This window comes from Pseudonocardia oceani (assembly GCF_019263585.2).
GTDB classification, from domain to species: domain Bacteria; phylum Actinomycetota; class Actinomycetes; order Mycobacteriales; family Pseudonocardiaceae; genus Pseudonocardia; species Pseudonocardia oceani.
The window spans coordinates 5,841,311-5,862,093 of record NZ_JADQDF010000001.1 but is presented as its reverse complement, the minus strand read 5'-3'; the positions used below and the strand labels follow the sequence as shown (position 1 = coordinate 5,862,093).

Genomic DNA, 20,783 nt, shown 5'->3' with positions numbered 1-20,783 from the left:
TCCCCCATGGCCGACGGCGAGTACCGCGACGCCGTGAGGAAGGAGCCGCGCACCGCCTGTGCCCGCGTCAGTGAACACCGCCCACGGCTTGTACCACAAGAGCCGGGAAGACGCACATCGAGGCGATCGCCGGGGCGGTCGGTCCGATCCCCCCGCTCAGCCGGTCGCAGCGCGCACCCGTTCGCGTGCGAGGCGCTCCACGAGTTCGGGCAACGCCGGGCCGGGGGACCTGGCGAGGTCATGGCGGGCCGGCACGACGGTGCGCAGGATCCGCCGCATCCGGACCCGGCCGGCGGACTCCGCGCCGAGCCGGGCGACGGCCGCGGCGACGGCGGGGTCGTCGTAGGCGCTCGACCGGGTGCGGCCCGGTGGGGCACCGGCCCGGGATGTGCAGCTGTCCCACGGCGGGCCGTCCCGGCCGCCCCGTCGCCGGGCCCGGACGTCCGTCACCGGCCCGGCTCGCCCCGGCCGCCGACGACGGCGCCGGCCAACCGCAGCGCGGACCGGAACGGCTCGTCCCGCAGCGACCCGCCGGCATCGACGACCTCGGCCACCTGCCGTCCCAGTGCATCGAGGAGATCGGCCAGCGGGCCGGCCAGCACCGGGTCGATCGCGGCGCCGGACCCCGGACCCCGGGGCCCAGGGACCGCCGGGTCACGGACGCGGTCGGCAGTGGGATCGCCCGAGGGGCCGCCGACCCAGACGTCCGCCCCCGGCTCGCGCAGGCCGGGGTGGACGGTCGGTCGAGGCGGGAACGGCAGGTCCTTCAGGCTCGTCGGCCGGTCGAGCAGCTCGGCCGCACCGGCCTCCGGATCCGGGTCCGCCCACCGCCACGGGCCGCGGGCCCGCCCGGCAGCGGTTCGGCGGAGCAGCTCCGCGGCGCGGTGCAACTGCTCGCCGGCGTCGCGGGGGTCGAGCACGGGTCCAGCGGCAGGGTCGGGCGGGTAGGGGCCGCAGGGTCCGCTCACGCGGGCACCGCCGCCTCCTCCGCCCGGTCCGAGCGCTCGGTGCTCGCAGCTGCCCGCACGATCGTCACCGGGCAGGCCGCGTGCAGCACGCACTGCAGCCCGACCGAACCGAGGAGGGCGCTGCGGACCGCGCCGCGGCCGCGGTGACCGATCACCAGCAGGTCCGCGCCCTCCGCGGCGTCGAGCAGGACGTGCGCCGGCATCCCGGCGAGCGCCTCCACCGACACCTCCACCCGCGACGCGAGGTCGGGCCGGTCGGCGAGGACCGCGTCCACCTGGTGCTGGCCGACGTCCCGCGCCGCGTCGACGATCTCCGCGAGGGGTGGTGGCGCCACCATCCCGTAGGCCATGGCCCAGTACTCGGGCACCTGGGCCGCCACGATCACGCGCAGCCGCGCCGCGCGGCGGTCCGCCTCCTCGAGCGCGTGCACGAGCGCGGCCCGCGAGCCGGGAGATCCGTCCACCCCGACCACGACCGTCCCGGTGGTGTCGTCCATGAGTCCTCCTCGTCCGACCCGACCGGACTCTCCCGGTGCGGCGGGACCACTCTCCGTCCGGCCGTGCAGCGGCCGCCACGGTCCGAGGTCCCCCCTCTGCGGGACTCCGGGCCCGGTCGCGCGGGGCCGGTCGCCGACCGGCAGCACGAACGGGACCTCCGGACGGCCCGGCAGGACCTCGGGCCCGATCGACCGGGCCCGCGCCGGCGCCATCCTGGGGTCCCACGACCAGGAGGGCACCGATGGAGGACACCGGATCCCGCAGCGAGGGGGAACCCGTCGCGGCGACCGACTCCCCCGACGACCGGCGGTGGGAGCACCTGCTCCACGCCCTCGACGTCGCCAACGACACGCACCCCCACCGCCGCCACGCCGCCGCCGGACCTCGCCGGTCCGGCTCCGCACCGGAGGATGCCGCCGTGCCTGCCCCCAGCATCACCCTCGACCTGCCCCAGGACGCTGCGGTCGAGGCCGTCACCGCGGCCCTCGCCGCACAGGGGTTCGGGGTGCTCACCACCATCGACGTCAGGGCCACGTTGAAGGCGAAGCTCGATGCGGACGTCGAGGACTACACCATCCTCGGGGCCTGCAACCCCGCTCTCGCCCACCAGGCCCTCTCGGCCGACCCCGCCATCGGGCTGCTGCTGCCCTGCAACGTCACGGTGCGCCGCGCCGACGGCCGGACGATCGTGCAGGCCGTGGACCCCACCGAACTCCTGGCGATGGCCGGGGACGGCGGCCCTCGGTCGTCCGACCTGGCCGACGTCGCGCGCGACGCCTCCCGCAGACTGCGGGAGGCGCTCGCATCGCTGTCCACCGCCGTCCCTCCCGACGCCCCACCGCCAGCCGGCTGACGGGACCGGCCGGCCGCCTCAGGCGAGCGCGCGGCAACGCGCGGATCGGGCAGTCCTCGCGGCCGGACCCGTCCCCGGACGCCAACCACACAGGAGACCGAAGACGGCGCCACGCGGGTCCTTCGACCCGGGTGCGCCCGTGTGCAGCAGCGAACACTCGAGGTGTCCGTACGACGCGACCACCAGGAGGTTGTTCCATGGGTGTCATGACGCGCCGCGACCGCGGCGCCGAGCTCTCCCGCCGGTTCACGGCGATGGACGGGATGTTCGACGAGTGGCTGCGGTCCCTGCCGATGCGGCGGCCGTTCGGACTCGGCTGGGACTGGCCCGGTGAGGACCTGATCCGGGTGGACGAGTTCCGCGACGGCGAGACCGAGGTGATCCGCGCCGAGCTGCCCGGTGTCGACCCCGCTCAGGACGTGCAGCTGACCGTCGCCGACGGTGTGCTGCGCATCAAGGCCGAGCGCCGGATCGACGAGTCGAGCGAGGACAAGGGCTACGTCCGCCACGAGATGCGCTACGGCAGCCTCACCCGCACCCTGCCGCTGCCCGACGGAGTGCAGGAGAGCGACATCTCGGCCACCTACCGGGACGGGATCCTCGAGATCCGGGTGCCGGTGGCGGTCCCGGCCGAGAGGTCCGAGCCGACCAGGATCGAGATCGCGACCTGACGGCGAACGGGCCCGGTGCTCCGCTGCGCGCGGAGCACCGGGCCCTGCCCGTCGTCCCGAGCTCGTCACCCGGCCGGGACCGGCCGACGGGCGCGCGGGCCGACGACCACGACCGGGCAGTCGGCGCCGTGGACCAGCGCGGCGCTCACCGACCCGAGGAGCAGACCGGCCAGGTCGCCACGACCGCGCGAGCCCACGACGACCAGCTGGGCGCGGCGGGCCTCGGCGAGGAGGAGGTCGTCCGGGTGCCCGGCCCCGCTCACCACGCGGACCAGCACACCGCGCCCTGCCGCGCGCGCAGCGACGAGCCGGTCGACGGCGGGCCCGCCGACGGGCTGCTCCGCGCAGTGCAGCACGACCAGGTCCGCGCCGCGGGCCGCGGCGAGCTCCAGCGCGACCTCCAGGGCCGCGTCGGCGGCCGGCGTGCCGTCCAGACCGACCACCACCGGCAGCCCCGCGGGCGCGCGGGTGGTACCCAGCGGCCGGCCGCGCACGACGACGACCGGGCACTCCGCCCGGCCCAGCAGGGAGACCGCCACCGACCCGGCCAACGCGCCCTCGAACCTGCTCGCACCGCGGTCACCGACCACGACGAGCCGCGCCGTGCGCGACTCGTCGGCGAGCACCTCCGCGGGGTAACCGCTCCGCACGGCCGTCGTGACCGCGGCCGCACCTGCTTCCACCGCGGCCGCGCGGGCCGCGGCGAGCACCTCGTGCAGCCGGCGGTCCCGCCCGGTCCGGCCCGGCAGGTGCTCACCGACCAGGCCGCTCGCCGCCACCAGGCGCAGCGGCGCGCCGAGCCGCGCCGCCTCGACCGCACCCCATCCGACCGCCTCGCGCGCGTGCGTCGTGTCGTCGACACCGACGACGACCGGTGCGGGCGACCGGTCGTCCCTCGTGTTCCTCAGCTCGTCATCCACACCGCAAGGATCGGACAGCGACGGGTGCCCGGGCACGGGTCGGGCGGCACCCGCAGGCAGGCCGTCCGACCCCCATCGCGCGGCGCCCCCCCTCGCAGAGGGCCGCCCACTCGTCCTCGCAGAGGTCCGCCCACTCGTCGTCGTCGTAGTCGCCGTGCAGCGACAGCACGGCGAGCCACGCCTCCTCGGCGGCCGGGTCGACGCCCGCGGGCAGAGCGACGAGGACGTCCATCAGCGCACCGCCCGGAGGTCCCTGCGGCGCGCCGCGTCGAGCAGGATCCGCCGCTCGGCCGACCCGACGGCCGCCCGCACCGCGTCCACGGCTCCCGGGTCGACCGAGACCGAGGTGATCCCGGCGTCCACCAGGTGGTCGACGTACCCCGGGCGGTTCGAGGGCGCCTGCCCGCACAGCGACGAGGTGATCCCGAGCAGGGCCGCGGTCTCGACGATCTCGGTGATCGCCGCGAGCACCGCGGGATCGGACTCGTCGTAGAGCTCCGCGCACAGCTCCGAGTCCCGGTCGACGCCGAGCACCAGCTGCGTCAGGTCGTTGCTGCCGATCGACACCCCGTCGACCCCCAGGCCCACGTAGGCCGGCAGCCAGTGCCGCACCGACGGCACCTCGGCCATCACCCAGCGGTGCATGCCGCGACGGGCACCCAGCGGGCTCGCGTCGACCAGCTCCAAGCACGCCTCCAGCTCCCAACGGGTGCGGACGAAGGGCAGCATCAGGTGCAGGTTCGGTGTGCGCTCCCGGACCCGGTCGAGCACCCGCAGCTCCAGGTCGAACAGGTCGGGTTCGCGCAGGTAGCGGTAGGCGCCGCGGTAGCCGATCATCGGGTTGTGCTCGACGGGCTCGTGCGCCTCGCCACCGCGCAGCCCGCGGAACTCGTTGCTGCGCAGGTCGGTGGCCCGGTATACCACCGGGCGCGGGGTGAACGCCTCGGTCACCCGCAGCAGCGAGGCCGCCATGGCCGACACGAACCGCTCCTGCTCACCCCGCGCGATCAGCTCGCGCGGGTGCCAGCCCTCCAGTGCCTCGGTGAGCATGAACTCCGCGCGCAGCAGCCCGACGCCGTCGACCGGCCCCGCGGCCACCCGCTCGGCCTGGTCCGGCGTCGCCAGGTTGACGTAGATCCGCGTGCCGAGCGGTCCCGCCGGTCCGGCCGGTCCCGCCGGTCCCGGGGTGGCCACCCGCGGTGACGTCGTCGCCGGCGTCCGCCGGTCGGCTCCGGGCAGCACCTCACCGGTGCCGCCGTCGACCGTGACCGTCGCGCCGTCGGTGAGCCGGGCCGTCGCCCCCCGCGCCCCCACCACGCAGGGCACGCCCAGCTCCCTGGCCGCGATCGCCGCGTGGCACGTCGCTCCGCCGCTGTCGGTGACCAGGGCCGCCGCACGCCGGATGGTGGGCAGCCAGTCCGGGTTCGTCATGGGCGCGACGAGCACCTCGCCCGCGAGGAGGGACTTCCCCTGCTCCGGCCCGGTGAGGACCCGCACGCGGCCGGAAGCACGGCCCGGCGACGCGGGGAGGCCGCGCACCAGCGGCGCCGCCCCGGTCGTGGCGAGGGTGGTGATAGGACGGGACTGCAGCAGCCACAGCTGCCGCGCCACCATAGCCCACTCGACGTCCTGCGGCACCCCGAAGTGGTCCTGCACCCGCAGCGCCAGCCGGGCGACCGCGGCGGCCTCCTCGTCGGACAGCACCCGCGCGAGCGCCCGCTCCGCGTCGAGCTCCACGGTCATGTCGGCACCGTCCCGGCCCCGGACGACCTCGTGCGTCTGGTGCCCCACGTGCAGGGACGTCAGTCGGACGCCGTCGGCGGCGAACCGGTAGGTGTCGGGCTCCACGGCCCCGCTCACCACCACCTCCCCCTGCCCGAACGCCGCCTCCACGACGATCACGTCGTCGCGTCCGGTCACGGGGTCGGCCGTGAACGCCACCCCCGCCCGCTGGGCGGGCACCATCACCTGGACGACGACCGCGACCGCGGGTTCCGCGGTGAGGCCGCGTCCGGCGCGGTAGGCCACCACCCGCGGGGAGTAGGCCGACGCCCAGCAGTCGAGCACGCGAGCCACGAGGGCGTCGGCGCCGCGCACGTTGGTGTAGGTGGCGTTCATGCCCGCGAACGAGTCGTCCGCACCGTCCTCCCCCACCGCCGAGGACCGCACCGCCACGTCCGCGCCGCGCTCGTCGAGGTCGGGCAGCCGCGCGTACGCCGCGCGCAGCGCGGCCTCCAGCGCGGGTGGGACCGGTGCGGAGCGGGCCAGGGCGGCCGTCCGCGCGCAGAGCTGCTCCAGCGCGGACGGGTCGTCGGTGGCCGCGCCGCGGGCCTGGTCGTGCAGCCGGGCCACGTCCTCGCGGATCCCGGCGTGCGCCAGGGCCGCCAGGTGCTCCGCGGCGGGGACGACGAAACCGGGCGGTACCGGGAAGCCCGCCCCGATGAGCTCTCCGAGGTTCGCCGCCTTGCCCCCGACCTCGCGCAGGTCGCCCGCTCCCAGGCTCGCCAGGTCCCGCACCGCCTGGGGCGCGTCCACGGCCGTCACCGCTGCTCCCCGGCCCGCACGACGACGACCGGGCACGGGCTGCGGTGCAGCACCGCGTGGCTGACGGAGCCGAGCACCAGTCCCGCGAACCCCCCGCGCCCGCGCGACCCGACGACCACCAGCTGCGCGCCCGCCGCCTCGTGCAGCAGCGCGTGTGCCGGCCGGTCGCGGGTGACGACGCGTCGCACCTGCACGTCGGGGTACTTCTCGCCCCACCCCGCGAGCCGCTCGGCCAGCACGACCTCCTCCTCGGCCTCCCAGTCCGGGAGCCACGCGGTGGGGATGTCCGCGACCACGTCGACCCAGGTGTGCACCGCCGTGAGCGGGGCACCGCGGAGCGACGCCTCCTCGTAGGCGAAGGCCAGCGCCAGCTCGCTCACCGGCGACCCGTCGATCCCGACGACCACCGGGGCCGCGGCCGGCGCCGGCTGCCCCGCACCTCGGACGACCGCCACCGGGCACGCGCCGTGGGACGCCAGCGCCGTCGCCACCGACCCCAGCAGCAGACCGCCGACGCGGCTGAGCCCCCGGTCTCCGAGCACGACCAGGTCCGCCCGGTGCGACTCCGCCACGAGCACCGCGATCGGGTAACCCACGAGGAGGTCCTGCTCGACGGGCACGTCGGGGGCGCGCAGCGCGACGAGTGCCGCCGCCTCCGCCAGGTCGCGCCGGGCGTGCTGGATCATGATGTCGCGCCGGCGCTCCCCGAGCCCGGGGTGCCCGGCGACGACCTCGGTCGTCCAGCCGAAGGCGTACACCAGGCGCAGCCGGCCGTGGCGCCGGGACACCTCGTCCGCCGCCCAACCCACCGCCTGGAGCGCGCTCTCCGAACCGTCGACGCCCACGACCACGGTCCTGCCCTGTCCTGCGTTCATGATCTTCTCCTCGTCGGGTGTGCCGCGATGGTGCCGACGCCGCCCGACCCCCCGACACGGGCCGACGCCCTGGGCCGGAGGGCCCTCCGGCCCGTTCCCGGCGGCCGCGTCGCCGTCCGGGGCGACCGGCTCCTCCCGCGCGGGACTTCCGGCCCCTCCGGCCGCACCCACTCGGCCGTGGCCGTCCGGCCCCGACCCCCACGACGATCCGGTACGACGAGGCTCCTGCGACCGGTTGAGGTGGGCGATGCACGTCGGCCCTCTGCTCGGCTCCGGGATCCGGCCGGGCCTCGCGGCCCTGCACCGGCGCGACGCGCCTGCGATCTCGGCCGACCTGCTGGCCGGGGTCACGGTCGCCGCCTACCTGGTGCCGCAGGTGCTCGCCTACGCGGCGGTCGCCGGGCTGCCGGCGGTCGCCGGGCTGTGGGCGGCGGTGGCGGCGCTGGCGGCGTACGCGGTGCTCGGGTCCTCCCGGCTGCTGTCCGTGGGTCCGGAGTCGACGACCGCGGTGATGACGGCGATCGCGATCGCGCCGCTCGCGGCGGGCGACCCGGGACGTCACGCGGTGCTCGCCTCCGCGCTGGCGGTGCTGGTCGGCGTGCTGTGCCTCGCCGGGCGGGTGGCGCGGCTGGGGTTCCTGGCCGACCTCCTGTCCCGCCCGGTGCTCGTCGGCTACCTCTGCGGGATCGCCCTGATCATGATCGCCGGACAGCTCGGCCGGCTGACCGGCATCCACTACGACGGCGGCACCTTCCTCGACGACGTCCTGGGCCTCGTCCGGGGGCTGGAGCGGGTCCACCTCCCCACGCTCGCCCTGTCGGTGGCGGTGCTGGCCGTCCTCGTGGTCGTCGGCGCGTTCCTCCCGCGGCTGCCGGGTCCCCTGCTCGCCGTGCTGCTCGCCACGGCGGCGAGCGTCGTGCTCGACCTGCCGGCCCACGGGGTGTCGGTGGTCGGTGCGGTGCCAGCGGGACTCCCGTCGTTCGCCCTCCCGGCGGTGGGCGCGGCGGACCTCGCCGCCCTGCTGCTGCCCGCGCTCGGCGTCGCCCTGGTCGCGTACTCCGACAACGTGCTGACCGGCCGCGCCTTCGCCCGCGACGGGCAGCGGATCGACGCCGACCAGGAGCTGCTCGCGCTCGGCGCGTCGAACATCGCCGCGGGGTTCCTGCAGAGCTTCCCGGTCAGCAGCAGCGGCAGCCGGACCGCGATCAGTGCTGCGGTGGGCGGGCGCAGCCAGCTGGCCTCGGTCGTCACGGTGCTGGTGGCGCTCACGGTGCTGGGCGTCGGCGGACCCGTGCTCGCCGCCTTCCCCACCGCCGCACTGGGCGCGCTCGTCGTCCACGCGGCGCTCCGCCTCGTCGACCGGCAGGAGTTCGCCCGGTTCGCCCGGTTCCGTCGCTCGGAGCTGCTCATCGCGGTGGCGACCACCGCCGCGGTGCTGGCCGTGGGAGTGCTCGCGGGTGTGCTCGCCGCGGTGGGACTGTCGATCCTCGACCTGCTTCGGCGGGTGTCCCGGCCGCACGACGGGGTCCTGGGGTTCGTGCCCGGCCTGGCCGGCATGCACGACGTCGACGACCATCCCGGCGCCACGACGGTGCCGGGGCTGGTGGTCTACCGCTACGACGCGCCACTGTGCTTCGCCAACGCCGAGGACTTCCGCACCCGGGCCGTGGCCGCGGTGGACGCGGATCCGCGGGCCCGGTGGCTCCTGCTGAACCTCGAGGCGGTCGTCGAGATCGACATCACGGCGGCGGACGCGCTGTCCGGGCTGTACGACGAGCTGCGCAGCCGCGGCGTCACCGTCGCGCTGGCCCGCACCAAGCACGAGCTGCTGGAGGACCTCGGGCGTCTCGGGCTGCGGGAGCGCATCGGGGAGGACCGGATCTTCCCCACCCTCCCCACCGCGGTGGAGGCCTACCGCCGGGAGGCTGCGTGTCCGTGACGGTACCGACCCGCACAGAGCACTACCGGGATGCCGGCGCGCCACCGGCCACCGTCGTGGTGCCACTCGTGTACGCGGTGGTCCGCGACGCGGCAGGCCGACTTCTCCTGGTCCGCCGCGTCGACACCGGTGACCGGGAGCTCCCCGGCGCTCCCCGGCCCGACGGGTGCGAGGCGAGCGAGGCGCGGTGGTGGGACGTCGCCGACGTCGGCGGGTTGCCGATGCATCCCGCCGTGCGGCAGCGGGTGCGCGACGCCATCGGGCAGCTCGACCGGGTGCACCTGGGGTGAGGAGCGATCAGGTCCCCGACACGATCAGGTCCCCGACAGCAGATCGGCGGGCGGAACGGCCGCCATCGCAGGTCCCACCACGACGACCGGGCACTCCGCGAACTCGACGAGGCCCCGGCTGGTGGACCCCATCAGCATCCCCGCGGCACCGGGAGCGGACGCGGGCGACCGCCGGTGCCCCACGACGATCGTCCGGGCCGTGTCCGCCCGGTCGAGCAGCGCACGCAGCGGCGAGTCCTCGTCGACGTCGCGCTGCACCTCGATCCCCGGGTGCGTGGCGGTGACCCGGGCGAGCTCGGCCTCGAGCAGATCACGGGCCTCGGCCTCCAGCACGGGCCAGTCCTCGGTCCGGCGGTGGGCCGACCCGTCGCCGGAGGCGACGACGTCCGACCAGACCCGCACGGCCACCAGGCGTGCACCCATCGCCTCGGCCAGCCCGGCTGCGACGTCGAGGGCCGCACGACCCGCCGGGGATCCGTCGACGCCCACCACGACGGGCCCGCCGCGGGGCGGCGGCACGCGCGGCGCCGCTCCCCGCACCACAGCGACCGGGCACCGGACGCGCTCCAGGAGCGCGAGCGCCACCGAGCCCGCGAGCATGCCGGACCACGCGCCGTCCCCGTAGCTGCCGAGCACGAGCATCGCGGCACCGTCGGCGCAACCGGTGAGGACGCCGACGGGCTCGCCGGGTCGCACCTCGGCGACGCAGTCGCGCACGCCCAGTCGCCGGGCGGTGGCGCGCAGCTCCGCCAGCCACGCGGGCAACGCGGCGATCGGCGCGTCCCGGTAGGAGCCCGGGACCACGTGCACCAGGTGCAGCGGCGCGCCCTGCGTGGAGGCGAGGTCCGCAGCCCACTCGGCAGCCTCACGGGCGGAGTCCGAGGCGTTCACCCCGACCACGATCGTCCCGTCCCTGCTGGCGTCCATCTCGATGCTCCTCCGTCGGTCGGTCGACGTCCGTCCGACCAGCGTCACCGCGTGGGGCGGGACGGCACAGGGGCTGCGGACCGCGGTCCTCGGGACCAAGTACCCGGACCTCGCCCCGTCGGCTGTCGCCCGCCCCGGTACCGGTCGCCCCTGTCGCTGCGGTCGCGGCCGGCGGACGGTGCAGGCATGGCGGAGGACGACATCCCGGTCGGGGTACTGGCGCGTGCGGTCGAACGGGCACTGCGGGCACCGTCGGTGCACAACACGCAGCCGTGGCGATGGCGGCTGCGGGACGGCGAGATCGAGTTGCACGCCGACCGCACCCGGCAGCTGCCGGGCGCGGATCCCGACGGCCGCGACCTGGTCCTGAGCTGCGGCGCGGTGCTGCACCACCTCCGCGTCGCCCTCGCCGCCGCGCACCTCTCCGCTCACGTCCGCCGGCTGCCGTCACCGGCGGAGCGCGGGCACCTGGCGACCGTGCGGGTCGTCCACGGGCCGCCCGAGAGGGGACTCGCCGAGCTCGACCGGTTCGTCGAGGAGCGCCGGACCGACCGCAGGCCGTTCGGTACCGCACCGGTGTCCCCCGGGGCGATCGGCCGACTCGTCGCGGCCGCGACGGGCTGCGCCGCCACGCTGCATCCCGTGACCGACCCCGGCGCCCTGCGCCTCCTGCACGAGGTGCTGGACGATGCCGGGGCGAGGCAGCGGTTCGCACCCGGCTACGCGTCCGAGCTGATGGTCTGGACCCACCGCTGGGCCGCGGCGCGCGACGGCGTCCCGGACGCCGCCCGCACCTCGGCCCCCGCCGGGCCGGACCTGCGGGTTTTCCCGCGGGGGACCCTCGGCGGCGCCCCGCCGCACTCGTCCGACGGGTCGGTCCTGCTCGTCCTCACCACCATCGGCGACGGGGTCCTCGACCACCTGCTCGCGGGGGAGGCGGCCAGCGCGGTCCTCCTCGCCGCGACCGCACAGGGTCTCGCCACCACACCGCTCAGCCAGGCGCAGGAGGTGCCCGCCGCGCGGGCCCGTCTGGCCGCGACCGTGCTGCACTCGCCGGACCACCCCCAGCTGGTGATCCGGGTCGGGCACCCGGGGCCGGACCCGGGCCGGGTCGAGCGGACCCCGCGCCGGACGCTCGCTGAGGTCCTGCTGCGCTGACGCGCTGAGCACCGGCGGTCGCTGAGGACCCGCGGCCGCCACCGAGGGGCCGTTCGGCCCTGATGATCGACGGTCGCTGCGGGTGAAGGTCATCTCGAGCCGGATCACCGGCACCGAACGCGCACGGAGGAGCGATGACCCTCGACCTCGCACGGTGGCAGTTCGCGATCACCACCGTGTACCACTTCCTGTTCGTCCCGCTGACGATCGGGTTGTCCCTGCTCGTCGCCGGCATGCAGACCGCCTGGTACCGCACCGACGACGAGCGCTATCTGCGCATGACGAAGTTCTGGGGCAAGCTGCTGCTGATCAACTTCGCCATGGGCGTCGTGACCGGCATCGTCCAGGAGTTCCAGTTCGGCATGAGCTGGAGCGACTACAGCCGTTACGTCGGCGACGTCTTCGGCGCCCCGCTGGCCATCGAGGGCCTGCTCGCCTTCTTCCTGGAGTCCACGTTCCTCGGGCTGTGGATCTTCGGTTGGGACCGGCTGCCGAAGCGGCTGCACCTGGCCTGCATCTGGCTCGCCTCGATCGGCACCGTCCTGTCGGCCTACTTCATCCTCGCCGCGAACTCCTGGATGCAGCACCCGGTCGGCTCGGTCGTCAACGACGAGCGCGGCCGCGCCGAACTGGTCGACTTCGGTGCCGTGCTCACCAACTCCACCGCCGTGGGCGCCTTCCTGCACACGATCACGGCGTGCTTCGTCACCGGCGGGATGTTCGTCGTCGCGATCAGCGCGTGGCACCTCGCCCGCGGCCGGCACACCGAGGTGTTCCGGCCCTCGATGCGCCTCGGGCTGGTCACCGTGCTGATCGCGAGCCTGGGCGTCGTCGTCACCGGCGACCTGCAGGCCCGCCTGATGACCGAGCAGCAGCCGATGAAGATGGCGGCGGCGGAGGCGCTCTACGACACCGTCGCACCCGCGTCGTTCTCGCTGTTCACCATCGGCACGCCGGACGGCTCGCAGGAGCTGTTCAGCGTGCGGGTGCCGCGCATCCTGTCGTTCATGGCCACCGGGTCGTTCGACGGCGAGGTCGAGGGCATCAACCAGCTCCAGGCAGCCGCCGAGCAGACCTACGGGCCCGGCGACTACACGCCCGACATCCCCGTGACGTACTGGACCTTCCGGCTCATGATCGGCTTCGGGATGCTCGCCGGGCTGCTGTCCGTCGTCGGCCTGTGGCTGACCCGGCGCAGCGCCCGTCGCCCGGTCCCACGCTGGTTCTACGTCGCCGGGGTGGCCGGGCTGGTGCTGCCGTTCGCGGCCAACAGCGTCGGCTGGATCTTCACCGAGATGGGGCGGCAGCCCTGGGCGGTGTACGGGATGCTGCGCACCGCCGACGGCGTCTCCCCCTCGGTCAGCACGCCGATGGCGCTCACCTCCCTGATCGTCCTCACGCTGCTCTACGGCGCGCTCGCGGTCGTCGACGGCTACCTGATGGTCCGCTACGCCGAGGCGGGACCACCGCCCGTCGCCCCGGAGTCCCCCGCCGACACCGACGAGCCGCGGCCGCTGGCCGTGGCCTACTGAAGGACCCGCCGTGGAACTCACCGACATCTGGTTCCTGCTCATCGCCGTGCTGTGGACGGGGTACTTCGTCCTGGAGGGCTTCGACTTCGGCGTGGGGATGCTGCTGCCGTTCGTCGGGCGCACCGAGACCGACCGCCGGGTGGCGATCAACACGATCGGCCCGGTCTGGGACGGCAACGAGGTCTGGCTGCTCGTCGCCGGCGGCGCGACGTTCGCCGCGTTCCCCGAGTGGTACGCGAGCCTGTTCTCCGGGTTCTTCCTCGCCCTGCTGCTCGTCCTCGTCGCGCTCATCGTGCGCGGGGTCGCGTTCGAGTTCCGCGGCAAGGTCGACAGCGACCGGTGGCGCCGCAACTGGGACCGGGCGATCGTCGTCGGTTCGACCGTGCCCGCCGTGGCGTGGGGCGTCGCGTTCGCCAACATCGTGGCCGGTGTCCCCCTGGACGCCGACCACGAGTACACCGGGTCGCTGCTGACGCTGCTCAACCCCTACGCGCTGCTCGGCGGGCTCGCGACGCTGTCGCTCTTCGCGCTGCACGGCGCGGTCTTCCTCGCTCTCAAGACGCACGACGACGTCCGCTCGCGGGCCCGGGGCCTGGCGCACCGCGCCGGACTGGCCGCGGTCGTGCTCGGAGGCGCGTTCCTGGTCTGGACCTTCCTCGCGCACGGACCGTTCTGGACGGTCGTACCGGTGCTCGTCGCGGCGGCGGCCCTGATCGCGGCGGTCGTGGCCAACCAGCGCGCGCGGGAGGGCTGGGCCTTCCTGCTCACCGCAACCGCGATCATCGCGGTGACGGTGACGCTGTTCGGCTCGCTCTACCCCGACGTGCTGCCCTCGACCGCCGACCCGGCCTTCAGCCTGAACACCACGAACGCGGCGTCGACGCCCTACACCCTGCGGATCATGACCTGGGTTGCGGTCGTCGTCACCCCCGTCGTCCTGGCCTACCAGGCCTGGACGTTCTGGGTGTTCCGCCGCCGCATCGGCGCGGCCGACATCCCGGTCGCGGCCGGGCTGCCCGTCCGCCGCACCCGGAAGGACGAGCCGGTCCGATGAGGCCACTGGACCCGCGGCTGCTGCGGCACGCCTCGGCGGCGCGTCGCTACGTCGTGCTGGCCGCCGCGCTCGCCGTGGCGACCGCGGGCCTGGTGCTCGTCGCGGCCGAGCTGCTCGCCCGCGCCGTCGACGCCGCCTTCCTCGGCGGTGCCGGGCTCGAGGTGCTGGTCCCGCTGCTGCTGGGCCTGCTCGTCACCGTCACCGCCCGCGCGGCCCTCGCCTGGGCGGGCGAGGTCGCCGCGCACCGCGCCTCCACCGACGTCGTGCGGCAGCTGCGGTCCCGGCTCGTGGCGCACGTGCTGGCTCTCGGACCGCGGCACCGCGACCTGCCGCCCACCGGCGAGCTGGCCACCCTGGCCACCCGCGGGCTGGACGGGCTGGAGGGCTACTTCAGCCGCTACCTGCCGACCCTGCTCGTCGCAGCCACCGTGCCGGCCGCCGTCGCCGGGCGCATCCTGTTCGCCGACCCGCTGTCGGGGCTGATCGTGGGGCTGACGGTCCCGCTCATCCCGATCTTCATGATCCTGGTCGGGCTGCACACCGAGCGCTCCACCCGTCGGCAGTGGCGCACCCTCGCCGTGCTCGGCCATCACTTCCTCGACCTCGTCGCCGGGATGGACGTGCTCGTGGCGTTCGACCGGGCCCGCCGCCAGTCCGGGCGCCTGCACGCGCTCGCCGACTCCTACCGCCAGGCCACGATGCGCACCCTGCGGGTCGCCTTCCTGTCCGCCCTCGTGCTCGAGCTGCTCGCCACGCTCTCGGTCGCACTCGTCGCGGTGTCGGTCGGGCTGCGGCTCGTCGACGGCCGGCTCGACCTCGTCACCGCGCTCGTCGTACTGGTCCTCGTGCCGGAGGTCTACCTGCCGCTGCGCGCCGTCGGCGCCCGCTTCCACGACTCCGCCGAGGGTCTCGCCGCCGCCGCGGAGGTCTTCGCCGTGCTGGAGGTGCCCGTCACCGGCACCGGTCGGCGGATCCCGGCACCGGACCCGTCGCGGGTCCCCATGCGCCTCGACGCGGTCACCGTGGACGGCCGGGGCGGTCGCGTCCTCGACGGGTTCGACCTCGTCGTGGGACCCGGCGCCGTGCTCGGCGTGCGGGGTCCGAGCGGATCCGGCAAGTCCACCCTGGTCGACCTGCTGCTCGGGCTGCGCCGTCCCGACGACGGTCGCGTCACCGTCGGTGGTGTCGACCTCGCCGACGTCGACCGCGACGCCTGGTCGCGCCGCGTCGCCTGGGTGCCCCAGCGTCCGGTGCTCGTGCGCGGCACCGTGGCCGACAACATCCGCCTCGGTGCCCCCGACGCCACCGCCGAGCGGGTGGCCGCCGCCGCGGACGCCGCCGCGCTCGACGTGCCGCTCGACCGAAGTGTCGGTGAGGACGGCGTGGGCCTGTCCACCGGGCAGCAGCGCCGCGTCGCGCTCGCCCGCGCCGTGCTCGCCGACCGCCCGCTGCTGCTCCTGGACGAACCCACCGAGGGCGTCGACGCCGGCACCGAGGCCGCGATCGTCGCGGCGCTGCCGGGCATCGCGGCGGGGCGCACCGTCGTGCTGGTCAGCCACCGCGCCGAGCTGCTGGCCGCGTGCGACCGCGTCGTCACGGTCGAGGGGCCCGATCGGACCGGCCACCTCGACCGGGCCGGCGCCGTGCCCGCGTCGCTCCCCTCTCGGACCCCGACCGCGGCGCCGTCCATCCCCCCGGCGCCGCGGTCGGGCCCCGTTCCCGCCTCGGCGGCCGGCGCCCTGCGCTGGTCGCTGTCGGCGGCGCGCGGCCAGCGCCGCCGGCTGGTGCTCGCCGCGCTGCTCGGAGCACTCGCACTCGGCAGCGGGGTGGCGCTGACGGCCACCTCGGCCTGGCTCATCTCCTCCGCGGCACTGCACCCGCCGGTGCTGGCGCTGATGGTCGCGATCGTCGCCGTCCGCGCCTTCGGCCTCGCCAAGGGCGTGCTCCGCTACGCCGAACGGCTGGTGTCCCACGACGCCGCGCTGCGCGCCGCCGGTGCGCTGCGCGTGCGGATCTGGGAGGCGCTGGTGCGGCTGGGACCGGCGGCCACCGCGCGCCTGCGCCGCGGGGAGCTGTTGTCCCGCCTGGTCTCCGACGTCGACGCCCAGCAGGACCTGCTGGTACGGGTGCTCGTGCCGGCCGCGGCCGCCGCCGCGGTGGGGCTGGGGGCCGCCGTCGGGATCGGGTTGCTGCTTCCCGCCGCGGGGCTCGTCGTCGCTGCCGGGGTGCTCGTCGCCGGGGTCGTCGCACCCGCGGTGACCGCCTGGGCCGCGCACCGCACGGAGCGGCGGGCCGCCGCCGCCCGCGGCGAGGTCCTCGCCCGGACCGTCGAGCTCGTCGAGGCCGCCCCGGACCTGATCGCGTTCGGCGCGGCCGCCCGGTTCCGCGACCGGCTCGCCGCCGCCGACGCCCGCCTCGCGGCCCTGCTGCGCCGTGCGGCCACCGCCCGCGGGGTCGGCGCCGGGATCGCCGTGCTCGCGACGGGCGCCACCTCGGTGGCGGCCACGGCGGTCGGCGTCGCCGCCGTCCGGGCCGGGACCCTGCCCGGCCCCGCGCTCGCGGTCCTGGCCCTGACCCCGCTCGCGCTGGCCGACGTCGTGGCCGGCCTCCCCGACGCTGCGGTCCGGCTGCTCACCGCGCTGCCCGCCGCCCGGCGGCTCGCCGAGCTCGAGGCGCAGCCGGCGACCGTCGCCCAGCCCGCCCCGACCGGTGGGCCCCGCGCAGCGGTCCCGCCGCCGTCGGGGTTCACGGCCGACGGGCTCGCCGTGCGCTGGCCCGGCGCCGCCACCGACGCCGTCCGCGGTGTCGACCTGGGCCTGTGCGCCGGGACCCGACTGGCCCTGACCGGGCCCTCCGGCTCCGGGAAGTCCACCGTCGTCGCCGCCCTCCTGCGCACGCTCGACCCGAGCGCCGGAGCGCTGCGCGCCGACGGGCGCGACGTGCGCGAGCTGACCGGGACCGAGGTCCGCAGCGGCATCGCCTGGTGCGGCGCCCGCACGCACCTGTTCGACAGCACCCTGCGCGCCAACCTCACCCTCGCCGCTCCGGGAGCCTCCGACGAGCAGCTCGTCGCGGCACTGGGACACGCACGGCTCGGCGACTGGCTGGCCGGTCTGCCCGACGGCCTGGACACGGCGGTCGGCGAGCACGGGGGCGCGGTGTCCGGTGGCGAGCGCCAGCGCATCGGCGTCACCCGCGCGCTGCTCGCCGAGCGCAACGTCCTGGTCCTCGACGAGCCCACCGCCCACCTCGACCCGGCCACCGCGGACGCCCTGGCCGCCGAGCTGCTCACGGTCAGCGAGGGTCGCACCGCGCTGATCGTCACCCACCGGCCCGAGCAGACCCCCGGCCTGGCCGAGGTCCGGATCGGTGACCGGACCCCGGTCCCCGCCGGCTGAGGCGGGACCGGACCGGCACCGACCGGCACCGCCACGACCTTGCGGCGCGAAGTCCGGCTCCACACCGGTCGACCTGGTCACGGCCGCCGAGGGTGCGGGCCCGGCCGAACGACCGGACCAGACCGGATGCGGCGCTTCCACCGGACCTGTCGGGCCCGGTTGTGCCGTCCGGCCCGGGGACCCCTGCCCTTGGGCCCATCCCACGCCGGCGGAGCCACGCCGAGGATGGGCGTGGCAACCGACCAGCAGAGGAGCGCACCATGAACGTCTACGACCACTCCGGTGTCCGCATCGGCACGGCCGACCCGACGGGAGCCGTGTTCGACCACAGCGGGGTCCGGATCGGCACCGTGTCACCGGACGGACGCGTCACCGACAGCAGCGGGGTCCGGATCGGACGGGTGGACGACGCCGGGTGAGACGCCCGTCCGGGTGCGCGGACCGCGGTCGACGCGGTCCGCGCACCGCGTCGATCGGCAGCACCGCGTCGATCGGCACGCGACGTTCGCCGGTACCCACGACCCTCCGGGCTCAGGAGCGTCCGGGGCGTCGGCGACCGGCGGCGAAGTAGGCGAGCGGGCCGACGAAGTTGACGAAGCAGGCGGCGACCCACACCGCCTTGGGCGCCGTGAGCTCGGCTGCGGGGCGGCGCAGCAGGTCCCGCAGCGCGGCCACGAGCAGTGCCAGCTGCACCGCGGCGGCTGCGGAGATCTCCGTGCGTCGCCACGGTGTCAGGTCCCGCCACCGCTGCCGTCGTACCTCCATCGTGCACTCCTCCCTGTCGACGTGCTGACAAGCCTGGCCCCCGTCCGCCGTCGCGGCCAGGGCCGGGGGTCCCGCCCGCGTGGGGACGTGCGCCCCGGCGACCGCGCCATGTGCCACCGCCTGGACACCGGTGCGCGCCGAGGCACGGCTCCTGACCGTAACCCGGCCCCTGCCCTGCCCACAGGCCGTCGTGGGCCGCGTCGACGTGATGGTCGGCGAGGGCGTGATCAGCCGGCTGTTCGGAGACGGATGTCCCTGGCGTCACCGGCGTCTCGGCCCCAGGTTCCCGCGGAGGTCATTCGGGACGCGGTCGCCTCCCGGTCCCTGACCCCGCGGCCCGTCGCGCAGGACGCGTCGGTCCCGACCGGGGACCTCCGGCGCCGGTCGCCGGGCCGGTGGGCCCTGCCGTACCGGAGGCCCGCGGACGAGGGTGGACGTGTGAACGCTTCCGATACCCCTCGAGACCCCGCCCCTCACCCCGCCGGCGCCGGCGAGCGCCACCCCGATCCGGTCGTGGAGTTGCGCGGCCGCATCGCTCCCGACCTCGCCGACTACGTGCGGCACAAGATCGGTGCCGTGCTCGCGCATACGCGCCGAGCCGCGCTGCACGTCCATGTCCGCGTCGTGCGGCACGCCGATCCGGCCCGCGAGCGTCCGGTCAGCGCCCGGGGTCTCGTGGACCTCGCCGGCAGGCCGCTCTACGCGCACGTGGACGCGACGACGCCGCGCGAGGCGGTGGACCTGCTGCTCGACCGCCTCGACCGACGCATCGCAGGGACGGTCCGGGGCCACCGGCGCGACGTGTCACGGGCCAGGGCCTCGCGGTCCGTGCCCGCCGCGGGCGCAGTGGCGCCGACCGGCCCCGAGGAGCCGGGGACCGGGGCCACCGCGCCGACGGGGTGAGCGATGCGCGCGTGCCCGGTCGCTCAGCGGACGACGGCGACCGGGCACCGCCCGCGGTGCAGCACGCCGTGGCTCACCGATCCCAGCAGCAGGCTCGCCGCGCCACCGCGGCCGCGCGACCCCACCACCAGGAGCTGCGCCGCGGCGGACCGCTCCACCAGCGCGTGCGCCGGCAGGTCCCGCACCACCTCGCGCTCCACCACCACCTCGGGGAACTTCTCCCGCCACCCCGCCAACCGTTCCGCCAGGACCGCCCGCTCGCTCTCCGCGATGGCGTCCCAGTCCAGCAGGGGCGCAGCAACGGGATCGAACACGAGGTCGGTCCAGCTGTGGACCGCCACCAGCGGGACGCCGCGCGCCGCGGCGGCCTCGAACGCGAACGCGGTGGCGGCCTCGCTCTCCGGCGAACCGTCGATGCCCACCACCACCGGGCCTCCCGCCGCGCCCGGAGCCTCCTCCCGCACCACCACGACCGGGCACTCGGCGTGCGTCGCGAGCGCCGCCGACACCGAGCCCAGCAGCAGTCCCGCGACCCCGCCACGGCCCCGCGAACCGAGGACGAGCAGCTGAGCGTGCCGTGCCTCGTCGGCCAGCGTCCCGATCGGGAACCCGACACGCAGCTCCGTGCTCACCGGCACGTGCGCCGCCGCGGCCAGTGCCTCGGCCGCAGCGAGGTCGCGCCGGGCCACCGCCTCCATCTCCTCCCGGTAGCGCTCGCCCAGACCCGGGTGCCCGACCACGTGGTCCGATGCCCACGCGAACGCCGTCACCAGCCGCAGCGGCGCACCGCGCCGGGACGCCTCCGCCGCCGCCCACTCGACGGCGCGCCGCGCCGCCTCCGACCCGTCCACTCCGGCCACCACCGGCCGGTCCGCACGCTGCACGTCCATGTCGGTTCCTCCCCGTCGTCACTCCGACGGTGGCGCCGGCCGGGTCGTGCCTGCATCGGGCATCCGGCACCCGGACGCAGAGTCGTTCGGCCTGTACCGGTCCGGATCCGGTGCCGGGGGCGGACACGACCGGGTCCGTGACCTTCGCCCGGCGCACCCAGGACCTCCGGCGCATGCCGGAGGGCGCGGCCCGGCCGCAGCATGGCCGTGGAGTTGGCGCGCAGCCCGCGAGCCCACCGCACCGGAGGTGACCGTGATGACCGGAGGCAAGGAACTCGTCGTGGTGGGGGTCGACGACTCCCCGGCCGGCCGTGCCGCGCTCCGTTTCGCGCTGCACGATGCCGTGCGCCGGGACGCGCGGGTCGACGGCGCCGCACCGCCACCGGTGGCGGTGCACGCGGTCGGCGGCAGTGCGGGTGAAGCCCTGGTCCACGCCTCCCGCACCGCGGACCTGCTGGTCGTCGGCAGCCGCGGGCGCGGGGCCCTGACCAGCGCGGTGCTCGGCTCGGTGAGCCTGCACCGCGTGCTGTACGCGCACTGCCCGGTCACCGTGGTGCACCCCGCGGTGGACCGCGAACCGGCACGCGCCGGGGCCTGA

The 20,783-nt window shown here is 76.2% G+C and carries 21 protein-coding genes; 11 read left to right on the top strand and 10 right to left on the bottom strand.

The window, feature by feature from the left end; genetic code table 11:
• Window positions 1-156: 156 nt before the first annotated feature.
• The 3 genes from I4I82_RS29365 to I4I82_RS29355 are packed head-to-tail and all read right to left on the bottom strand — an operon-like array spanning window position 157 to window position 1,465.
• Window positions 157-450 (bottom strand): hypothetical protein, encoded by a 294-nt coding sequence (locus tag I4I82_RS29365; RefSeq protein ID WP_218591127.1) that lies wholly within the window; start codon window positions 448-450, stop codon window positions 157-159.
• The gene (locus I4I82_RS29360) at window positions 447-968 is read right to left on the bottom strand and encodes a hypothetical protein (RefSeq protein ID WP_218591126.1); all 522 of its coding nucleotides are present in this window, start codon (window positions 966-968) and stop codon (window positions 447-449) included. The genes I4I82_RS29365 and I4I82_RS29360 overlap by 4 nt, the downstream gene beginning before the upstream one ends.
• On the bottom strand, window positions 965-1,465 hold the full coding sequence (locus I4I82_RS29355) for a universal stress protein (RefSeq protein WP_218591125.1): 501 nt from the start codon (window positions 1,463-1,465) through the stop codon (window positions 965-967). Before I4I82_RS29355 ends, I4I82_RS29360 begins: the two co-directional genes overlap by 4 nt.
• A gap of 242 nt (window positions 1,466-1,707) precedes the next feature.
• Between I4I82_RS29355 and I4I82_RS29350 the strand changes: the two genes are divergently transcribed.
• Together I4I82_RS29350 and I4I82_RS29345 are read left to right on the top strand one after the other, a co-directional pair.
• Window positions 1,708-2,319, top strand: coding sequence for a DUF302 domain-containing protein (locus I4I82_RS29350; protein WP_218591124.1), 612 nt, complete (start codon window positions 1,708-1,710; stop codon window positions 2,317-2,319).
• A gap of 206 nt (window positions 2,320-2,525) precedes the next feature.
• Window positions 2,526-2,990 (top strand): Hsp20/alpha crystallin family protein, encoded by a 465-nt coding sequence (locus tag I4I82_RS29345; protein ID WP_218591123.1) that lies wholly within the window; start codon window positions 2,526-2,528, stop codon window positions 2,988-2,990.
• 65 nt (window positions 2,991-3,055) lie between these two features.
• Here the strand turns inward: I4I82_RS29345 and I4I82_RS29340 are convergent, their stop codons facing one another.
• Genes I4I82_RS29340 through I4I82_RS29325 form a run of 4 tightly spaced genes read right to left on the bottom strand, consistent with a single transcriptional unit; the run spans window position 3,056 to window position 7,329 of the window.
• Window positions 3,056-3,910: a universal stress protein gene (locus I4I82_RS29340; RefSeq protein WP_226370314.1), complete on the bottom strand. Its 855-nt coding sequence runs from the start codon at window positions 3,908-3,910 to the stop codon at window positions 3,056-3,058.
• Window positions 3,903-4,142 (bottom strand): hypothetical protein, encoded by a 240-nt coding sequence (locus I4I82_RS29335; protein ID WP_218591122.1) that lies wholly within the window; start codon window positions 4,140-4,142, stop codon window positions 3,903-3,905. The genes I4I82_RS29340 and I4I82_RS29335 overlap by 8 nt, the downstream gene beginning before the upstream one ends.
• Window positions 4,142-6,454 (bottom strand): phosphoenolpyruvate synthase, encoded by a 2,313-nt coding sequence (gene ppsA / locus I4I82_RS29330; protein ID WP_372451425.1) that lies wholly within the window; start codon window positions 6,452-6,454, stop codon window positions 4,142-4,144. The genes I4I82_RS29335 and ppsA overlap by 1 nt, the downstream gene beginning before the upstream one ends.
• Window positions 6,451-7,329, bottom strand: a complete 879-nt coding sequence (locus I4I82_RS29325; RefSeq protein WP_218591121.1) for a universal stress protein — start codon at window positions 7,327-7,329, stop codon at window positions 6,451-6,453. Before I4I82_RS29325 ends, ppsA begins: the two co-directional genes overlap by 4 nt.
• A gap of 247 nt (window positions 7,330-7,576) precedes the next feature.
• Between I4I82_RS29325 and I4I82_RS29320 the strand changes: the two genes are divergently transcribed.
• Complete coding sequence (locus I4I82_RS29320; protein ID WP_218591120.1) at window positions 7,577-9,268, top strand: SulP family inorganic anion transporter; 1,692 nt, start codon at window positions 7,577-7,579, stop codon at window positions 9,266-9,268.
• Entirely contained in the window at window positions 9,265-9,558 is a 294-nt protein-coding gene (locus I4I82_RS29315; RefSeq protein ID WP_218591119.1) for a hypothetical protein, read from the top strand. The genes I4I82_RS29320 and I4I82_RS29315 overlap by 4 nt, the downstream gene beginning before the upstream one ends.
• Before the next feature lie 24 nt (window positions 9,559-9,582).
• Here the strand turns inward: I4I82_RS29315 and I4I82_RS29310 are convergent, their stop codons facing one another.
• A complete protein-coding gene (locus I4I82_RS29310) occupies window positions 9,583-10,485 on the bottom strand; it encodes a universal stress protein (protein WP_218591118.1) in 903 nt (300 codons plus the stop codon).
• 186 nt (window positions 10,486-10,671) lie between these two features.
• Here I4I82_RS29310 and I4I82_RS29305 point away from each other — a divergent pair, with 186 nt between their 5' ends.
• From I4I82_RS29305 to I4I82_RS29285, 5 genes are all read left to right on the top strand, one after another.
• Entirely contained in the window at window positions 10,672-11,643 is a 972-nt protein-coding gene (locus I4I82_RS29305; protein WP_218591117.1) for an Acg family FMN-binding oxidoreductase, read from the top strand.
• 134 nt (window positions 11,644-11,777) lie between these two features.
• A complete protein-coding gene (locus I4I82_RS29300) occupies window positions 11,778-13,175 on the top strand; it encodes a cytochrome ubiquinol oxidase subunit I (protein WP_218591116.1) in 1,398 nt (465 codons plus the stop codon).
• Window positions 13,176-13,185: 10 nt separating this feature from the next.
• A complete protein-coding gene (cydB, locus tag I4I82_RS29295; RefSeq protein WP_218591115.1) occupies window positions 13,186-14,229 on the top strand; it encodes a cytochrome d ubiquinol oxidase subunit II in 1,044 nt (347 codons plus the stop codon).
• Window positions 14,226-17,627, top strand: a complete 3,402-nt coding sequence (gene cydD, locus I4I82_RS29290; RefSeq protein ID WP_218591114.1) for a thiol reductant ABC exporter subunit CydD — start codon at window positions 14,226-14,228, stop codon at window positions 17,625-17,627. Before cydB ends, cydD begins: the two co-directional genes overlap by 4 nt.
• Window positions 17,628-17,887: 260 nt before the next feature.
• Window positions 17,888-18,046 (top strand): hypothetical protein, encoded by a 159-nt coding sequence (locus I4I82_RS29285; RefSeq protein ID WP_218591113.1) that lies wholly within the window; start codon window positions 17,888-17,890, stop codon window positions 18,044-18,046.
• A 112-nt stretch (window positions 18,047-18,158) separates the two neighbouring features.
• Here I4I82_RS29285 and I4I82_RS29280 read toward each other — a convergent pair whose 3' ends face one another.
• Window positions 18,159-18,392, bottom strand: coding sequence for a PLDc N-terminal domain-containing protein (locus I4I82_RS29280; RefSeq protein WP_218591112.1), 234 nt, complete (start codon window positions 18,390-18,392; stop codon window positions 18,159-18,161).
• 438 nt (window positions 18,393-18,830) lie between these two features.
• Here I4I82_RS29280 and I4I82_RS29275 point away from each other — a divergent pair, with 438 nt between their 5' ends.
• The gene (locus I4I82_RS29275) at window positions 18,831-19,295 is read left to right on the top strand and encodes a hypothetical protein (protein ID WP_218596255.1); all 465 of its coding nucleotides are present in this window, start codon (window positions 18,831-18,833) and stop codon (window positions 19,293-19,295) included.
• A 23-nt stretch (window positions 19,296-19,318) separates the two neighbouring features.
• Here I4I82_RS29275 and I4I82_RS29270 read toward each other — a convergent pair whose 3' ends face one another.
• Window positions 19,319-20,185 carry a universal stress protein gene (locus I4I82_RS29270; protein WP_218590863.1) on the bottom strand — a complete coding sequence of 289 codons (867 nt, stop codon included), beginning with the start codon at window positions 20,183-20,185 and terminating at the stop codon, window positions 19,319-19,321.
• Between the two features lie 256 nt (window positions 20,186-20,441).
• Here I4I82_RS29270 and I4I82_RS29265 point away from each other — a divergent pair, with 256 nt between their 5' ends.
• Window positions 20,442-20,783, top strand: a complete 342-nt coding sequence (locus I4I82_RS29265) for a universal stress protein (RefSeq protein WP_218590862.1) — start codon at window positions 20,442-20,444, stop codon at window positions 20,781-20,783.